Source organism: Chloroflexota bacterium (assembly GCA_020850535.1).
Taxonomy (GTDB): domain Bacteria; phylum Chloroflexota; class UBA6077; order UBA6077; family JACCZL01; genus JADZEM01.
In genome coordinates, this window is the sequence record JADZEM010000146.1 from 1 (window position 1) to 16,750 (window position 16,750).

Annotated in this window: 15 protein-coding genes; 8 read left to right on the top strand and 7 right to left on the bottom strand. The window is 68.7% G+C overall.

Features of this window, described 5'->3' with window-relative positions:
• Window positions 1–208 precede the first annotated feature (208 nt).
• Complete coding sequence (locus IT306_21915; GenBank protein MCC7371087.1) at window positions 209–1,174, top strand: LysR family transcriptional regulator; 966 nt, start codon at window positions 209–211, stop codon at window positions 1,172–1,174.
• 18 nt (window positions 1,175–1,192) lie between these two features.
• On the opposite strand, the gene IT306_21920 is transcribed toward IT306_21915, so the two are convergent.
• Both IT306_21920 and IT306_21925 read right to left on the bottom strand, forming a co-directional pair.
• Entirely contained in the window at window positions 1,193–2,173 is a 981-nt protein-coding gene (locus IT306_21920) for a 2-dehydropantoate 2-reductase (GenBank protein ID MCC7371088.1), read from the bottom strand.
• Window positions 2,174–2,470: 297 nt separating this feature from the next.
• A complete protein-coding gene (locus IT306_21925) occupies window positions 2,471–4,012 on the bottom strand; it encodes an AMP-binding protein (protein MCC7371089.1) in 1,542 nt (513 codons plus the stop codon).
• A gap of 392 nt (window positions 4,013–4,404) precedes the next feature.
• On the opposite strand from IT306_21925, the gene IT306_21930 reads away from it, so the two are divergent.
• From IT306_21930 to IT306_21960, 7 genes are all read left to right on the top strand, one after another.
• Entirely contained in the window at window positions 4,405–5,343 is a 939-nt protein-coding gene (locus IT306_21930; protein MCC7371090.1) for a TerC family protein, read from the top strand.
• A gap of 138 nt (window positions 5,344–5,481) precedes the next feature.
• The gene (locus IT306_21935; GenBank protein ID MCC7371091.1) at window positions 5,482–5,865 is read left to right on the top strand and encodes a hypothetical protein; all 384 of its coding nucleotides are present in this window, start codon (window positions 5,482–5,484) and stop codon (window positions 5,863–5,865) included.
• Window positions 5,866–5,914: 49 nt separating this feature from the next.
• Entirely contained in the window at window positions 5,915–6,883 is a 969-nt protein-coding gene (gene meaB, locus IT306_21940) for a methylmalonyl Co-A mutase-associated GTPase MeaB (protein ID MCC7371092.1), read from the top strand.
• Window positions 6,883–7,365 (top strand): gamma carbonic anhydrase family protein, encoded by a 483-nt coding sequence (locus IT306_21945; protein MCC7371093.1) that lies wholly within the window; start codon window positions 6,883–6,885, stop codon window positions 7,363–7,365. Before meaB ends, IT306_21945 begins: the two co-directional genes overlap by 1 nt.
• A 17-nt stretch (window positions 7,366–7,382) precedes the next feature.
• The gene (locus IT306_21950; GenBank protein ID MCC7371094.1) at window positions 7,383–8,390 is read left to right on the top strand and encodes an MBL fold metallo-hydrolase; all 1,008 of its coding nucleotides are present in this window, start codon (window positions 7,383–7,385) and stop codon (window positions 8,388–8,390) included.
• A 181-nt stretch (window positions 8,391–8,571) separates the two neighbouring features.
• Window positions 8,572–9,759, top strand: coding sequence for a hypothetical protein (locus IT306_21955; GenBank protein MCC7371095.1), 1,188 nt, complete (start codon window positions 8,572–8,574; stop codon window positions 9,757–9,759).
• Window positions 9,760–9,812: 53 nt separating this feature from the next.
• Window positions 9,813–10,535, top strand: coding sequence for an N-acetylmuramoyl-L-alanine amidase (locus IT306_21960; protein MCC7371096.1), 723 nt, complete (start codon window positions 9,813–9,815; stop codon window positions 10,533–10,535).
• Between the two features lie 2 nt (window positions 10,536–10,537).
• Here the strand turns inward: IT306_21960 and IT306_21965 are convergent, their stop codons facing one another.
• The 5 genes from IT306_21965 to murJ form a co-directional block, all read right to left on the bottom strand.
• Window positions 10,538–11,287 (bottom strand): polyprenol monophosphomannose synthase, encoded by a 750-nt coding sequence (locus IT306_21965; protein MCC7371097.1) that lies wholly within the window; start codon window positions 11,285–11,287, stop codon window positions 10,538–10,540.
• Window positions 11,288–11,404: 117 nt separating this feature from the next.
• Window positions 11,405–12,133 (bottom strand): response regulator transcription factor, encoded by a 729-nt coding sequence (locus IT306_21970; protein MCC7371098.1) that lies wholly within the window; start codon window positions 12,131–12,133, stop codon window positions 11,405–11,407.
• Between the two features lie 2 nt (window positions 12,134–12,135).
• Window positions 12,136–12,972: a hypothetical protein gene (locus tag IT306_21975; protein MCC7371099.1), complete on the bottom strand. Its 837-nt coding sequence runs from the start codon at window positions 12,970–12,972 to the stop codon at window positions 12,136–12,138.
• A 204-nt stretch (window positions 12,973–13,176) separates the two neighbouring features.
• Window positions 13,177–14,994 carry a protein kinase gene (locus IT306_21980; protein ID MCC7371100.1) on the bottom strand — a complete coding sequence of 606 codons (1,818 nt, stop codon included), beginning with the start codon at window positions 14,992–14,994 and terminating at the stop codon, window positions 13,177–13,179.
• 194 nt (window positions 14,995–15,188) lie between these two features.
• Entirely contained in the window at window positions 15,189–16,739 is a 1,551-nt protein-coding gene (gene murJ / locus IT306_21985) for a murein biosynthesis integral membrane protein MurJ (GenBank protein MCC7371101.1), read from the bottom strand.
• Between the last annotated feature and the right edge of the window lie 11 nt (window positions 16,740–16,750).

The window sequence follows — 16,750 nt, forward strand, 5'->3', positions numbered from 1 at the left end:
CGCGACGGCCGTCGGGAACGGCAGGCACTGGTGCGACTGGAGCGTCGCGCAGCGACTGCAGGATCGTAGGCGGGGCTTTCAAGCCCCGACGCGGCGGCACGACGACATCAACATGCAATCGCCCTGGGGGGTAGGCGGCTGATGCGCCGCACGGAGCGCGCGAATCGGCTACACTGGGCGCGCCGGTCCCTGGCTGGCGTCCTCTCCCATGTCCGTCCGATTTCCGCCGCCCCTGCTCCGCAACTTGCAGACCTTCCTGGTCATCGTCGAGGAAGGCGGGTTTTCGGCTGCCGCCCGCCGGCTCGGGATCACGCAGCCGTCTGTCAGCGAGCAGATCCGCGCCCTTGAGGAGCACTTCGGGCAGCCGCTGTTCGCCCGCCCGACGCGCAACGCTCGCCTGAGCGTGGCCGGCCAGCGGGTCCGCGATCTCGGGACACGGGTGATCCTGGCGCTTGAGACCCTGGAGCGCGATCTCGAAGCGCTGCGGGCGGGGACTGGCGGCGTCCTGTCGATCATCGCCAGCCCGGTCCCCGGCGAGACCGTCTTGCCGCGCCTGCTGCCGGTCTTCCAGGCGCGGCACCCCGGCAGCACGATCCGCATGGCGATTGCCGACACCCGAACGGCCATCGGGCGGCTGCTGCGCAACGAGGTCGAGCTGGCTGTCATCGGCGGGCCGTTCCGCCACGAGCGCTGCACCGTCGAGGTGCTGGGGCGCAACGAGTTCGTGCCGATCGCCGCGCTCGGCCACCCGATCCTCGCGCTGCCGGATCTGACGGCCGCCCGGCTGGCCGAGGAGCCGCTTGTCCTCCGCGAGGAGGGCTCCGGCGCGCGCAGCGCCGTGCTGGCGGCCTTCGAGGCGGCTGGCGTGCCGTCAGAGCGCGTGCGGGTCGTCGGCGAGCTTGGCAGCACCGAGGCGGTGCTGACGGCGGTGAGTGCCGGCATGGGGATCGGGTTTGTGTCGGCCTACGCGCTGGTGGGGGACCACGCCCGCCACGATCTCGGGGTGCCGCGCGCCCGCGACCTCGCGCCGGGGCGCGATCTGGTGCTGGTGTCGGATCAGGCGCACGCCCTCAGCGCCGTCGCAACGGCGTTCCGCGAGTTCCTGCTCTCCGAGGAGGCGCGGGCGCTGGTGGCCACGATGGGCCGGGTGCTGCCGGAACTGTACGGGCAGTAGGCCAGGACGGAAAGGCCCTCACCCCGGGTAGGAGCCGGCCTCGCGGGCCCGGCGCACTACCAGGTGGTAGACCGTGTCTATCGTCGGGGTGGGCACCTCGACCAGCCGCCCAAGCTCCGACACCACGCCCACCAGCGCGTCGATCTCCATCGGGCGGCCCTTCTCCAGATCCTGGAGCATTGACGTGCGGTGCGCGCCGACCTCTTGCGCCGCCTCGATCCGCTTGTCCACCGTCATCGCGAATCGCACCCCGAGCTTCTCGCCCACCGCCTGGGCCTCCACCATCATCTGGCGGATCACCGCGTGGGTGTGCGGATCGCGGGTCAGGTCCTCCAGCGTCGAGAGCGTCAGGGCGCTGACCGGGTTCAGCGAGAGGTTGCCCCAGAGCTTGACCCAGATCTCGTTGCGGAGGTTCGGGCGGATGGGCGCTTTGAGGCCGGCCGACGCCAGCGCCTGAGAGAGCGCCTGGACTCGCTCCGACTTGCTGCCGTCAGGCTCGCCCACGGAGATGCGGTCGCCGTACTCGTGCTGGATGACGCCCGGCTCCACGACCTCGCAGGCGGGCCAGAGGATGCAGCCGACAGCCCGCTCCGGCCCGAAAACGTCCCACTGCTTGTTCCCAGGATCGACGGTCTCCAGACGGTGGTTCTCCCACGGTCCCGCCAGCTTGTAGAAGTACCACCAGGGGATGCCGTTGGACGCCGTCACCACGGCGGTGTTCGGGCCGAGCAGCGGGCGCATCAGCTCGGCCACGGGCGGCACCGAATGGGCCTTGAGGCTGATGAAGACGTAGTCCTGGGGGCCGGCCGCTTCGGCAGACTCGGCGAGGCGCGGGTGCGTGACGAACTCCTCGCCGTTCATGCGGATCGTCAGGCCGCGCTCGCGCATGGCCGCCAGGTGCGGCCCCCGCGCGACGAGCGTCACGTCCACGCCCTGCCGCGCCAGCAGGCCGCCGATCCAGCCGCCCATGGCGCCGGCCCCGAAGATACAGAGCTTCATCTAGTCACGCTCCAACGCAATCTGACTCCGCCTCCCCAGTGCACTGTTCACTGAGTAACCCGTCTTCCCGTTGCCCCGCATTCCTCTCAAAGGTCGCCAGCCGGTCGAGAGTGTCATCCTGAGCTTGCGAAGGATCTCACCCGCTGACCTTCACGTCTGGAAGATCCTTCGACGCCGCTCGCAAGCTCGCTTCGCTCAGGATGACCCCTGAAGGCTGCGCGCCGCCGAGAAACGACAATCGCTCAGTTGATCCACGAAGCCTATGTGAGTGCGCCCCGGAAGCCGGGCTGGGGAAGGCTACTTCCCGAGGCCCAGCTTCTCCGCGAGGCCGATCCGCTGGATCTTGCCGGTCGCGCCCTTCGGGATCTCCGGCAGGATCACCACCTTGCGCGGCACTTTGAAGTCTGCGAGGCGGCCAGCGCAGAAGTCGCGAAGCTCGCGCTCGGTGGCCGGGATGCCCTCGATGAGCACCACCGCCGCCGCGACCTCTTCGCCCAGCTTCTCGTGCGGCATCGCGAAGGTGCAGACCTGCGCCACGCTCGGGTGGTCGAGCAGCACCTCGTCGATCTCGCGCGGGGAGATCTTCTCGCCGCCCCGGTTGATGATCTCCTTCAGGCGGCCGGTCAGCCAGAGATACCCCTCGTTGTCGAGGTAGCCCTGGTCGCCGGTGCGGAACCAGCCGTTCGTGAACGCGTCGGCGTTGGCCTTCTCGTTGTTGACGTACCCGGCCGTGACGTTCGGCCCCTGGATGACGACCTCGCCGGTCTCGCTCGGGCCGAGCAGCTCACCCTCGTCATTCATGATGCTGACCTCGGGGCCGGCTGCCACGCCCACCGATCCGGGCTTGCGGGCGCGCGGTGGCAGCGGGTTCGAGGCCATCTGGTGGGCTGCCTCGGTCATACCGTAGGCCTCGATGACCGGTGCGCTGAAGGTCGATTCGAGGGCGGCCATCACCTGCGGCGGCAGCGATGCGGACGACGAGCGGATCAGTCGCAGGGGGTGTTTCGCGATGATCTCGGCGTTGCGGTCGGCACGGGTCAGGATCGCCTGGTGCATCGTCGGGACGGCCGTGTACCAGGTCGGGTTGGCCTCGTCGAGCAGCGCGAAGAAGCGCAGGGCGTTGAAGCCTGGCGTGCAGAAGACCGAGCCGCCCGCCGCCAGCGACGAGAGGGTCGCGGCGATCAGGCCGTGGATGTGGAACAGCGGCATGATGTTCATGCAGCGGTCGTTCGGGGTGAGCTTGAGCGTCGCGCCGATGTGCCGCGCCGAGGCCGCGAGGTTCTTCTGGCGCAGCGGCACCTGCTTCGGGCGGGAGGTGGTGCCCGAGGTGTGGAGGATCAGGCCGACATCGTCTGGCTGGGCGAGGTCTGGCGCGCGGGCCGGGTCAGGTACGATGTCCTGGCCGTCCGGGCCACGCAGGGTGAACGTGCCGGATGGCCCCGACTTGTCGGCGACCAGCTCCACGATGGGGATGCCGAGCTTGTTCGCCACCGTTACGGCCGGGGAGTCGCTGCCGGCCTCGACGAGCAGCGCCTTCGCCTTGAGGTCTGAGAGGTAGAAGTCCAGCTCGTCGTCCACGTAGGCCGGGTTGAGCGGCGCGCTGACGCAGGCCGAGGCCACCGCGATGAACGACGTCGCCATCTCCGGGCCGTTCGGCAGGACGATGGCGACGGCATCGCCGCGCCCGTACCCGAGCTGATTGAGCGAGACGACGGTGTCCCGCACGAGCTGACGCAGCGCGCCGAAGGTCAGCGGCGGTCGCTCGGTTGCGGCGATGGCTACGGCGTCGGCGGCTCCAGTGTCTAGCAGCGCGTGGACGGTCTGCGGGGCGGTCGTCATCTTCTCTCCAGGCCGGCATGCGGACGGGCGGATGCGCCAGGCGTCCGGTCAGGATCACCCATGCGCCGAGGGCGAGCGCGGCCAGGACGAGCCTGGGGCGGGGCGAGCGGCGCGCCGGAATTCTAGCCCACTCCCTGATGCGCTGCCGTTGGCGATCCGACATGCCGCTGCACGGCTGTCTAAAGGTCCGATGAAATACCTGCAAGAGGTTTCAGGTTTAGACGTCTCGTCTGCTAGGCTGCACCCAGCGGAGGGGAGTATCTCCCCGGGCGTTGTCGTCAGTACGGCCAGCTTTCCAGGCCCGGCGACGCCGATCCATGGCGGATCGAGAGAGACCTCCGACGAACGCGCTACGGCGCTTTGTCGGGAGGGCCTCGTTGATCGAGACCTGGATGTGGGTTGCGTTCACCGCGTTGATTCTGGGCCTGCTGGCCCTGGACCTTTTCGTCTTCCACAAGGATGCGCACGTCGTGTCCGTCAAGGAGGCGAGCATCTGGTCCGTCATCTGGGTGAGCCTTGGCCTGTTGTTCGGCGGCGTGGTCTGGGCCTGGCTCGGCGCCGAGCGCGGCGGCGAGTACTTCGCCGGCTACCTGATCGAGAAGGCGTTGTCGGTTGACAACATCTTCGTCTTCGCGATGGTGTTCGCGTACTTCGCCGTGCCCGGCAAGTACCAGCATCGAGTGCTGTTCTGGGGCGTCGTCGGGGCCATCATCTTCCGCGCGATCTTCATCGTGGCGGGCGCCGAGCTGCTGAAGCAGTTCCACTGGCTGATCTACGTCTTCGGCGCGATCCTCCTGGTCACCGGCCTCAAGATGGCGTTCGGCGGCGATACCGAGGTGCACCCCGAGAAGAACCCGGCCCTGAAGCTCGTCCGCCGCCTCATCCCGATCTCGAACGAGTACCACGGGCAGCGCTTCTTCGCGCGGCACGCCGGCAAGCTGGTGGCGACGCCCCTCTTCGCGGTGCTGCTGATCGTCGAGACCACGGACATCCTGTTCGCCATCGACTCGATCCCGGCGATCTTCGCGGTGACCCGCGAGCCGTTCATCGTCTTCGCCTCGAACGCCTTCGCGATCCTCGGCCTGCGCTCGCTGTACTTCGTGCTGGCGGACATGATGTACCGCTTCAAGTACCTGAAGGTCGGGCTGGGCGGCATCCTGATCTTCGCGGGCGTCAAGATGGGCCTGACCGAGACGGCCTACAGGGTCGATATCTGGCCCTCCCTGGCGGTGATCGGGCTGATCCTGGCCGTGTCGGTGCTGGCCTCGCTCTTCGCGACGCGCAACCAGAAGCCCGAGGGTGAGCGGCCTGCCGAGGTGGCTGCCGCCTGATCCGGTCGTCTGATCCAGTTGCCGGCCGACCCCGTCGCTGGTACGGCTCGCTGACGGCGTCGAGATTCCCGTCGGCGAAGCGGTCCGCCTCTCGTACAATCATGACTCAGGGAGCAGGCCGCGCATGGAGGGACGACCGTGGGCCTCGTGGATGCGCTCAAGTCGATGTTTGGCTTCGGCAGCGCGAATGGGAGCGTCGACCGAGGCGTGTACGTCTACGTCCAGTGCAATCGCTGCCAGGACGTGGTCCGAGTCCGGATCAACATGTCCAGCGAGGTCAGCGAGATCAGCGAGCAGCCCGAGGACGACGAGGACATCGGCGCGCTCGCGAACGGCAACGCGAAGTACATCGTCAGCAAGGGCGTTGTGGACTCGAAGTGCTTCCGACCGATGAAGCTGCGCGTGCTGTTCGACGGCCGTCGCAAACAGATCGACCAGTCGGTGGACGGCGGGACCATCGTAGACCAGGACGCCTGGGAGGCGGTGCGGGCGGCGCGGCAGACCGGCTCGGGTGGCAGCTAAGGCCAGTCGTCGCCCCGTGCCGTTGGAAGCGGTGGTATCCTCTGCGCCGATGTCCGCAGCTGCCGCCGAACCGCTGACGCTGGATACGCCCCGGGCGCTGGCCCGGGCGATCACCCGCGTCGAGCGTGGCGGTCCCGAGGCTGCGGATGTGATGCGCCGCTTGGGGCCGCGACCGCTCCGCGCCTGGACTATCGGCGTGACCGGGCCGCCGGGCGCGGGTAAGAGCACCCTGGTTGACCGGCTCATCGCGGCGGCGCGGGCTGTTGGCCTGACGGTCGGCGTCATCGCCGTCGATCCCTCCAGCCCGTTCTCGGGCGGTGCGATCCTCGGCGACCGCGTCCGCATGATGAGCCACCACGCTGACCCGGGGGTGTTCATCCGCAGCATGGCCGCCCGCGACAACCTCGGCGGTCTGGCCGACGCCACCCGTGATGCTGCGCGCCTCCTCGACGCTTACGGCTTCGACCTCGTCCTGCTGGAGACGGTCGGGGTCGGGCAGAGCGAGCTGGACGTGGTCAAGATCGCGGATTCGGTGCTGGTTATCGCCGTGCCGGGCCTTGGGGACACCGTTCAGACGCTCAAGGCTGGCGTGCTGGAGATCGCCGACCTGTTCGTCGTGAACATGGCGGACCGACCGGGTGCAGATCGCACCGTCGCCGAGCTGCTCTCGATGCTCCAGCTTGGCGGCCGGCGACCGCACGGCTGGAGTCCTCCCGTGCTGGAGACGGTCGCCTCGGAAGGCAGGGGCGTCGATGCCTTGTGGGCTGCGTTGCAGCGGCACCGCGGCCACCTGGAGGCCAGCGGCGAGCTGGCCGAGCGCCGTGCCAGCCGCACCGAGACAGAGGTCGTGGAGCTGGCCGAGCGGGCGCTGCGGCGGCAGCTTCGCCGTATGCTCCACGAGAACGCGGCTGTCCGCGACCTCCTCGACGCCGCGCGGGCCGGCACGCTCGACTCGCACACGGCGGCGGCCAGACTGCTGACGGCCGCCGGCTACCACACGACAGAAGGAGCAGGCTGATGCCGCTGCTGCCGTATCTGGGCATCACCCCGGTCGTCGGGGATGGCCTGGAGCTTGACGCTGAGGGCTTCGTGATCGGCAAGGTGACGCTCGGGGCGGGGGTCCGCATCGGCGCGCGCACGGTGCTGCGGGCCGACCAGGACACCATCACCGTTGGCGACCGCGTCCGGTTCGGACAGGCCATCTCGGTCCACATGGACCCGACGTTTCCGACGCGCATCGGCTCCGACGTGGTGGTCGAGGACGACGCCATTGTGCACGGCTGCACGCTTGGGGATGCCGTCCTGGTCGAGCGCGACGCCACGATCCTGACCGGCAGCAGCGTCGGCGAGGGGAGCATCGTGCAGGCCGGGACGCTGGTGCCCGAGGGCAAGGCGTTCCCGGCGCGCTCGGTGATCGCCGGGACGCCCGGCAAGGTGATCCGTGAGACCACCGACGACGAGGTGGCTGAGATCCGCCGGCGTGCAACTGCGCGCCCGTGAGGATACCCTGAGAGCTTATGAGTGACATAGTCCCCGGCGCCGAGGTTCTCCCAGGTGTTCACCTGCTCCGTCTGCCGCTGACCGGCAGCCCGCTGCGCTTCACCAACGGCTACCTGATCCGCACCGAGGACGGCTGGACCCTGGTCGATTGCGGCTGGGACATGCCAGACGTCCTGGACGCGCTTCACCATCAGCTGACGGGCCTGGGCGTGCGGCTGGGGGACATCCGAACGCTGGTCATCACCCATTTTCACACCGATCACTACGGCATGGCGGGGACGCTCATCGGGCTGACGCAGGCCCGGCTCATGATGCACCGCCTGGACTGGGTCCACGTCCAGCAGGAGATGGTGGACTTCGGCGAGATGCTCGGGCGGCTCAACTCGTGGCTGTTGCTGAACGGCGCGCCCTCGGAGATGATCGACGAAGAGCGCGTGCGAATGGCGGCCATGCGGCAGCTCTGCACCGTGGTCGAGCCAGACGTGAAGCTGGAGGAGGGGTACGAGATCCACTCCGGCAACCACACGTTCAGGGTCGTCTGGACGCCGGGGCACACGAACGGCCACATCTGCCTCTACGACGAGGAGCGCCGCACGCTGATGACAGGCGACCACGTCCTGGACCCGATCTCCCCGAACGTCAGCCTTGCGCGCGAATACCTGGGCAACCCCCTCGGGCAGTATCTCAAGTCACTGCGGAAGGTGGGCGAGCTGGACGCCGACCTCGTGCTGCCGGCCCACGGCGATCCGTTCCACAGCATCAGCCGGCGGGTCCGCGAGCTGCTGGAGCACCACGACGAGCGCGAGGCCGAAGTGCTGGAGTCGGTCAAGCACGGCGCGTGTACAGGGTACCAGGTGGCCGCCGCGTTGCCCTGGACTCGCCGTCGGCGCAAGCTCTCCGAGCTGGGGCTGGGGCAGCAGCGCATGGCCCTGACCGAGACGCTCGCGCACCTCGAGGAGCTGCGGGTACGCGGTCTGGTCCACCGCGAGCGACGCGGCGACGTGCTCTACTTCACCCACGCCTGAACCCCACTCGAAGGGCCGATTTCCGGGCCGTTTTCTCCGAATTTCGTCCGAATGCCTCTTGCCCGGGGAAACGGGCGGGCTTGCCCGGGCCACCGCGAACTGTGATGCCGGGCAGCCACCGGCTGCCGGAGACACCCCTACAATGGCCGCCTGAGGACGAGGCGGAGGGGGTTGTTGGGGCATGGTTGACCGCCGAAAGAGGGCGTGTCGGCAGCGGCATTCCTGGCGCCTGCTCGTCGCATTCGTGCTCTGCCTCTGGCCTGCCCTGGCCGGCGTGGCCTCCGCGCAAGGGGCCTACGAGATCACGCCGCTTGGCAATGACCCGGCCCGCCGCGTTGACCGCTATCAGATTACGCTGGGGCAGGGTGCGTCCCTCTGGGATCTCGGCTTCAACCGGCTGCCGATGATCGCCATCGAGCAGGGCGACCAGAAGGTCATCGAGCTGATCGAGCAGGGGTTCAAGGCGGCCTACCCGGACCGCGAGGCCGGCCTGGTGAAGCCCGGCGACCTCTTCGTGTTGGAAGTTCCGGCCGGCACCTTCGTCTCAAAGACCGTCACTCGCACGGCTGGCCCGCCCGAGCGTGTGCAGTTCGAGTCGTACAGCGGGGATCAACTGACGACGTTTCCCAAAGACCCGATCGTGCAGTACCGGTTGACGCGGGCTGCCTCGCCAGATCAGGTCGAGGTGCAGATCCAGGGCGGCCAGTCGGACGCCGTCGAAGAGGCGAAGAAGATCTACGACGTGCCTGACCCTGACTTTCTCCAGGTGCGGACGATTCGCGGGGCGCTCGCGGAGCGGACGGCCAAAATCACCGTGGACGCCAACCGCCGGTACCTTGACGAGTTCCGCGCGGTGCGCGGCCGGGCGACTCGCACCGAAGAGACCCTCCAGGGCCTCCGTGCCTACTACTTCGACGATCCGACCATCCCCTTCGTGCGCGTGGACGACACCGTTGGCGATCAGACCGATCCCGCCAACTTCACCCGCACCTTCCGTATCGCGTACCACCGAGACGGCACGGTTCGGAAGTACGTCATCACCGAGGCCGGCGACTCGACCGGCGCGCTCGGCCGCCCTGAGAGCGAGGTCTGGCGGCGCACGCTGCCCGCCTGGCAGGAATGGCTGCCGGGCACCCCGGAAGCGTTGCCGCCGTTCGCCCCGGCGATTGCCAGCTCGGGCGCGTTGCAGCCGGGGCGCATCCTGGTGCTGGCGTTCCGTCCGCGCATCGTCCAGGCGTCGCCGCGCCCGACTGGCGGCTCCAGCGCGGCTGGCGGCTCGGGCCTGACCTGCGCCGGCGTGCCCATCGGGATGGTCCTGTTTGGGGGCGTGGTGGTGGCCGGGTACCGCAAGCGTACGGGCCTCTGGTAGTGCGCGCTGCCCGGGGCGTCCCCCGCGCTCCGGCCGCCCGGTATACTGGGATCATGGCCTCTCAGTATCTGACGCGCCGGCGGGTGTTACAGGCCGGCGTTCTCGTTGGAGCAGGGCTGGCGCTGCCGTCGTCTCGGGGTGTGCTGGCCGCGCCCGAGGGGTTCGACGCCGACGTGGGGCTGGACCCCGGACACAGCCGTGCGGATGTTGGCGCGAGCGGGGGCGGTTTCGGCGAGTACCAGCACACGCTCGACATCGCCGAGCGCATCAGGCCGATGCTCGAAGCAGCCGGCCTGTCGGTCAGGCTCAGCCGCACCGACCACGAGCCGCTGACGGCGATGTCCCACCGAGACATCAACGTCCGCACCGAGATCGAGCAATCAGCCCGCATCGCCGCGGTTGGGACCGTGCGGATCTACGTCTCGATCCACTTCAACGGCGGGCCCCCGTCGCTACGGGGCACCGAGACGTACTACAACAGCGAGAGTGCCGGCCCGGACAGTCGGCGGCTCGCGCTGGCGCTCCAGCGCTCGGTGGTGGCCGAACTGGCGGAGGTCGGCTACCAGACGGCCGACCGGGGCGCCAAGGAAGACCTGGCGGCCGGCAAGCCGTACGGGCACTTCTTCAGCCTGCGCGGCCCGATGCCGAGCGCCCTGGTGGAGGGGCTGTTCCTCTCCAACCCCGCCGAGGCCGAGCTTCTGCTGCGCGAGGACGCGCGGCAGGCGCTGGCGAAAGGGTACGTCGGCGGCATCGTGGCGTACTTCGCCGGGGGCTGAGGTCAGCTGCGCGGCGCCTTTGTCGTCGCGGCGGGCACGGAGTTCGGCGGCGGATCGCTCGAGAACCGCAGTCGCCACACGACACCCATCGCCTCGACCACGATCCAGGCCGACATCTTGGACTTGCCGACGCGCCGATCCACGAACTTGATCGGCACTTCGACGATCTTGTACCCCAGCCGGTGACAGCGGTAGTTCAGCTCGACCTGGAAGGCGTAGCCGTTCGAGTGGATCGAGTCCAGATCGAGTGACCGCAGGACGTACGCCGAGAAGCACTTGAAACCGCTGGTCAGGTCGTTGACCGGGACGCCGAGGATCGTCTTCGCGTAGACCGAGCCGCCCCGGCTGATCAGCGTACGCAGCAGCGACCAGTTCTCGGTGCCGCCGCCAGTAACCCAGCGTGACCCGATGGCACAGTCGCCGCGCTTCGCGCCGTCGAGCAGGCGCGGAAGGTCGTTCGGGTCGTGGGAGAAGTCGGCATCCATCTCGAACACGAAATCGAAGTTGTGTTCGAGCGCCCACTTGAAGCCGGCGACGTACGCCGTTCCGAGGCCGCGCTTGCCATCGCGGTGGAGGACGTTGACGCGGGCGTCCGCGGCGGCGAACTCGTCGGCGATGGCGCCGGTGCCGTCGGGCGAATTGTCGTCCACGATGAGGACGTGGAAAATCTCACCTTGCCCCAGAATGGCGGGCACGAGCCTGGGGAGGTTCTCCCGCTCGTTATAGGTCGGGACGATGACGAGCGCTCTCATACGTGTAGACAACAGCGGGGGAGGATGCCATACGGAAGGGCCCCGGTGCAAAAGATCCAGCGGGCCATGACCACCGCAACATCCGCCTGCCGGTGGCGCCGGACGCTCGTTGCCACCTCAGGTGATCAGGACGGCGTCGGCGTCGTCGTGATCCGGCTCGCGGATCATGTAGCCGACGCCGGGCACGGTCTTGATCAGCCCCGGGTGGTGCGAGCTCTCCCCGAGCTTCCGGCGCAGCCGGCTGACCCAGACCCGCAGGTACTGGAGGTCGTTGCGGTACTCCGGCCCCCAGGTCATCCCGAGCAAATCCTCGTGGAGAATCACCCGGCCGGCGTTCTGGATCAGGTTCATCAGCAGCTGCCACTCGGTGGGCGAGAGCATGGCGTCCTCGCCGCCCACCGAGACGCGCCGCCGCTCCATGTCCACCTCGACCTCGCCGAACGACAGCACGGTCTGCTCGCTCATCGAGGGGAGGCCCTGCGTCCGGCGCATCACGGCGCGCATCCGCGCGGACAGCTCCTCGGGGTTGAACGGCTTGGTCAGGTAGTCGTCCGCGCCCAGGTCCAGACCCCGGATCTTGTCCACGTCGCTGGCGCGCGCCGTGAGCACGATGACGGGCGTACGCGCATGGACGCGGATCCGTCTGAGCACCTCAAAGCCGTCGAGATCCGGCATGATCAGGTCGAGGATGACCAGGGCCGGACGCTCCGTCTCATGCAACTCGATAGCCTGACGTCCATTGCTGGCGACGACTACCCGATAGCCGTCCGCTTCCAGCTCGGCGCGGACGAACCGCAGCACGCGCGGCTCGTCGTCGACGACCAGGACGCTGATCCGGCGATTCATACTCATGATCCGCACGCCTCTATGCTCGCAGAGAGTGAAGCCGCACGCTCGCCAAGTGGGAGCGTGAAGCGGAAGGTTGCGCCCTGACCAGGGCGTGAGTCAAGCTCGATAGCGCCCCCGTGGAGCTCCACGAAGCGCCGGCAGATCGCCAGGCCCAGGCCGGCCCCGGCCACTGTCCCGTGCTCGCGCTCGACTCGGAAGAAGCGTTCGAAGACCCGCTGGTGGTATTCAGGTGGGACGCCAGGGCCATCATCCTTCACGGCGATGGCGAGCAGCGTGCCCTGCGTCGTCGCGGTCACGTCGATGGTCCCGCCGTCCGGCGAGAATTTGACAGCGTTGTCTATCAGGTTTCTCAGCACCTGTTCGATGCGGACCGGGTCCACCTCCGCACGGGGCAGGTCGGCCGGGACACGCACCCGCAGCCGCCGAGATCCGGCGCGCGGCGTCTGATCCGCGACAACCTTCCGAATCAGGACATCGAGGGACGTTGGCTCAGTCTTGAGGGCCGATGCGCCAGCGCCGACGCGGGCCAGTTGCAGCAGGTTGTCGATCAGCCGGTGCAGCCGGTCCGCCTCCTGATCGATGTCGGCCAGCATCTGGCGGGCAGCAGCCGGCTCCAACACGCCGAAGTGGCGCAGCAACGTGCGCGACGACCCCTTGATCGTTGTCAGCGGCGCGCGCAGCTCGTGCGAGAGGATCGAGAACAACTCGTCAATCGACGCCGTCGAATCTAGCGCGCTGCCGGATATGTTGCTGCGCGCCGATGCGAGCGCAACGAAGCCGTCGCCAGCAGCGTGCTGCGGCGGACGGGCGTCAGGTGCGCTGTGGTCGCGTTGCATCGTCGAATTGTCCATCATGTGCCGAAACGACGGTAGCCCCTGAGCGTGCTCCTGTCAACGTCTGGGGTAGTCAGTGTGGGTGAATATGCGTCGGCTATGTCGGGCACGCTCACGCCTCCTGCGCATTCGTGGGACCTGACAGCACCCTTACAGGCTGATGCTTCTCGCCTGGGCGCAACGGCCGCACATCGGGGACGCAGCAAGCTATCGGTCAAACAGGCGGATCTCTCGCCAGCCCGTGCGACCTGCTGCCTGGGTCGTCGCGATGCGAACGCTCCGGACGTTCTGGACCGCTTCAGGAAACCGCGTGGTGAGCGTCTGGCCGTCAGACGTCGGCCCGACGAACGTGTGCATGCCCCGGAACTGGCCGTCCGCCGTCCAGACCCAGACCTCGTGAATGGTCACGTCTGGGGCATCCTGAGCCGTCACCAGCTCGACCCCGGCCAGCGGTCCCGGTTGCGCGAGGTCGATCTCCATCCAGGTGGGAGCGCCCTTGTTCAGGTAGCCGGCGGTCTCCACCTTGCCGTCGAGCATCTCAGCCGAGCCGGGCGCACCGCCTTCCAGCCGAATCGCCCGGCCGGCCGCCAGGTTGCCCGTCGAGACGTACAGCACAATCGGCTGCCGCCGGTCCTCGGCGGCCTCCTGGGGGCTGGGCTTCATCCCGGCCACGGTGTTGGCCGGGCCGGGCAAGTCGCCGCGGCTCTCGGTGGAGACGGCGCTCCAGCCAGCCCGAATCAGGAGCACGCGCGCCTCCTCGACGGGCTTTCCGAGCACGCTCGGCGGACGAATGCCGGCGCTGATCGTGACCTTGATCTCGCTGCCGCGCCGGATCCGCTTCTCGGCGGCGGTGTCCTGGGTCAGCACGATACCCTTGGGCTGGTCGTCGGTGGGGACGCTCTCGCTGGCCTTGACGGTCAGCCCGTTCGACTCCGCCAGCCCGATGGCCTCGGGGAGCGTCCGGCCGACCAGCGATGGCACGTCGGTCATCCGGAAGCCGTCGAACAGGCGCGGGATGAAGAACATGATCCCGCCGACCGCCGCCGCCACCAGGGCGGCCGTTGCCAGCAGCGGGATGATCGCCATCAAGAAGCTGCCGTCCCGGCCGCCTCGCTGCCGCTGGCGCGGCTCCGAGCGCCAGGCCGCCTGCATCGGCGTCGGCGCGGGTGGGGGCGGGGCCGTGGCGGCCGTCGTGCGGCCACTCAGGGCGAGGCGGAAGTCGGTGGCGCTGGTGATGCGCTCGCGGAGGTCTGGTTCGAGCGCCCGCCAGAGGGCCAGGTCGAGATGGGCGGGCACCTCCGGCCGGCGGCGTCGGACGGGGACCGGCGCGATGGCGGCCTGCCGGTCCTGCCCGCTGCCCGGGCCGCGCGGAGTCGTCCCGCTCAGCATCTCGTACACGACGACGGCCAGCGCATAGACATCCGTTGGCTCGTCGCCGCTGTCGCGGATAGCCAGCTCGGGCGGGGTGTAGTTGGCGCGCTGAACGGTGCCGAGCAGGGTCACGTCCGTGGCGACGGCCGCCCGCACGAAGCCGAAGTCGGTCAGCTTGGCGTTGCCGTTCTCGTCGATCAACACGTTCTCAGGACGAAGGTCGCCGTGGATCACCCGCTGCCGGTGGGCTGTCGCCAGCGCTTCGGCCAACTGGAGCGCCAGTCGCTGGGCATCCGGGATGGGCAGGGGGCCACGCTCATTGATCCGCGAGCGCAGGCTCTGCCCCTCGACCAGCTCCATCACCACGAAGGGCCGCCCGTCAGCCACCCCGGCATCCAGCACCGTCACCACGTGCGGGTGGATCAGCCGCCCGGCCGCTGCTGTCGCCGCCATGAACCGCTCGCGGAACTCGGCGTCGTCAGCGTAGCGGTCGGCCAACACCTTCACGGCGACGGGCCGTTGGAGCAGCACGTCCTCAGCGCGGTAGGTGGTTCCCAGGCTGCCCTGTCCGAGCGGCGTGCCGAGCTTGTAGCGCCCCTTCAGCCGCTTGTTGACGAACGGCGGCTGGCCGGCGGCCAGCGGATCGGTGCTCATGCGGCTGCCGCGGCCAGCCCGACTGGACCCGCCAGTCCGGCGCCCGGATTGGAACGGTGACGCGGACATGCTCTCACTCCGGGGGCACACCAACGGCTGACATCACTCAGGCGCATCGCCACGAGCCGCCGACTTGGGGTGTGCCAGAGAGCGTCCGCATCGCAAGAGTCGTGCCCACCGTGCATCATGAGGCATCAGCCGCGGGCACGCGCGAGACGGAGCAGGACCCGTAGCTCTTCCGATTGTAATAGATATGAGAAGACGAAGTAGACCATCCCGCCCGAAATGCCCACGAACAGGACGACGAGCGTCAGCTCGACCGTCGAAGGCAGCGCCAGTCGATCCTGTAACAGTTGTGGGAGCATGGCGACGGTGAGCCCCATCAGCAGGCTCGCCACGACCGTCCGCGCCAGAGACTTGAGGACCGGGACGAGATCGAGGCTCGGGATGCGCCGTCGGATGATCGAGAGCAGCAAGGCGGCCTCGGCCAGCGCGGCCAGGGAGTTCGCGAGCGCCAACCCCCCGTAGTTCAGCGGCGACCACATCAGCGACAGCCCGAGCACGAGGTTCAGGATGAACGCCAGCGAGGCCGCCTTGACCGGCGTCCAGGTGTCGTGCAGGGCGTAGTAGACGCGATCCACGATCTCGACGGTGGCGTGCCCGGCCAGCCCGATGGCGTAGAACGTCAGTGCGAAGTGGGTGCGCTCGGTGCTGACGGCGGTGAACTCGCCGCGTTCGAAGAGGAGCCGGATCAGCGGCTCGCCCAGCGTCACCAGCCCGACCGCCATCGGGATGGTGAGGAAGAGGATCGTTCGCAGGGAGAGGACGAAGACCTCGCCGACGGCCTCCGAGTGGTCGCGGGCGCTCTCTTCGGCCATCGTCGGGAAGACGGCGGTCGAGACGGCCATCGCCAGCACCAGCGGCGTCATCACCATCAGCCAGGCGACGTTGAGGTAGCCCAGGCTGCCGATCAGCAAGTACGAGGCGAGGACGACGTTGACCAGCTGGTTGACCTGGACCACGCCCAGGCCGATCATGCGCGGCCCCATCAGCCGCAGCACCTCGCGGACGCCCGGGTCCTTCAAGCTCAGCCCGAAGCGGTAGCGCATCCCGACGTCGATCAGCCCGGGCACCTGGATCAGCAGGTGGAGCAGCGCACCGGCCACCGCGCCAATCGCCACGCCCTCGATGCCCAGGTGACGGAAGACCAGGGCGCTGACGATGATCGAGGCGTTGTAGAGGATCGGCGCGAGGGCCGTCAGCACGAAGCGCTGGAACGAGTTGAGGACGCTGATGGCGAAGCCGCTCACGGCGAAGATCGCCGGTGAGATCAGCATCGTCCGCATCAGCGTGGCGGTCAGCTCTTTGGACTCGGCGTCCCAGCCCGGCACGACGATCTCGGTGAGCGGGCGGGAGAACAGGGCCAGCAGCAGGGAGATCGGCGCGGTCACGACCAGGGCGAGGCTCATCACCCGGCTGGTCAGCCGCCACGCGCCGGCATCGTCGTCCCGCGCGAAATACCCCTTGAACACCGGAATGAACGCCGAGCCGACGGCCCCGCCGGCCAGCACCTGGAAGACCAGATCGGGGATCACCAGCGCGGCGATGAACGCCTCGTACTCGCGGCCGGTGCCGAACTGCTGGGCGACCACCACATTGCGGACCAGGCCGAGCACGCGGCTCGCCACGAAGCCGGCCATGACCAGCAACGAGTAGCCAGCCAGCTTGCGCGCCTGGTGATACATACGCGCCGCGC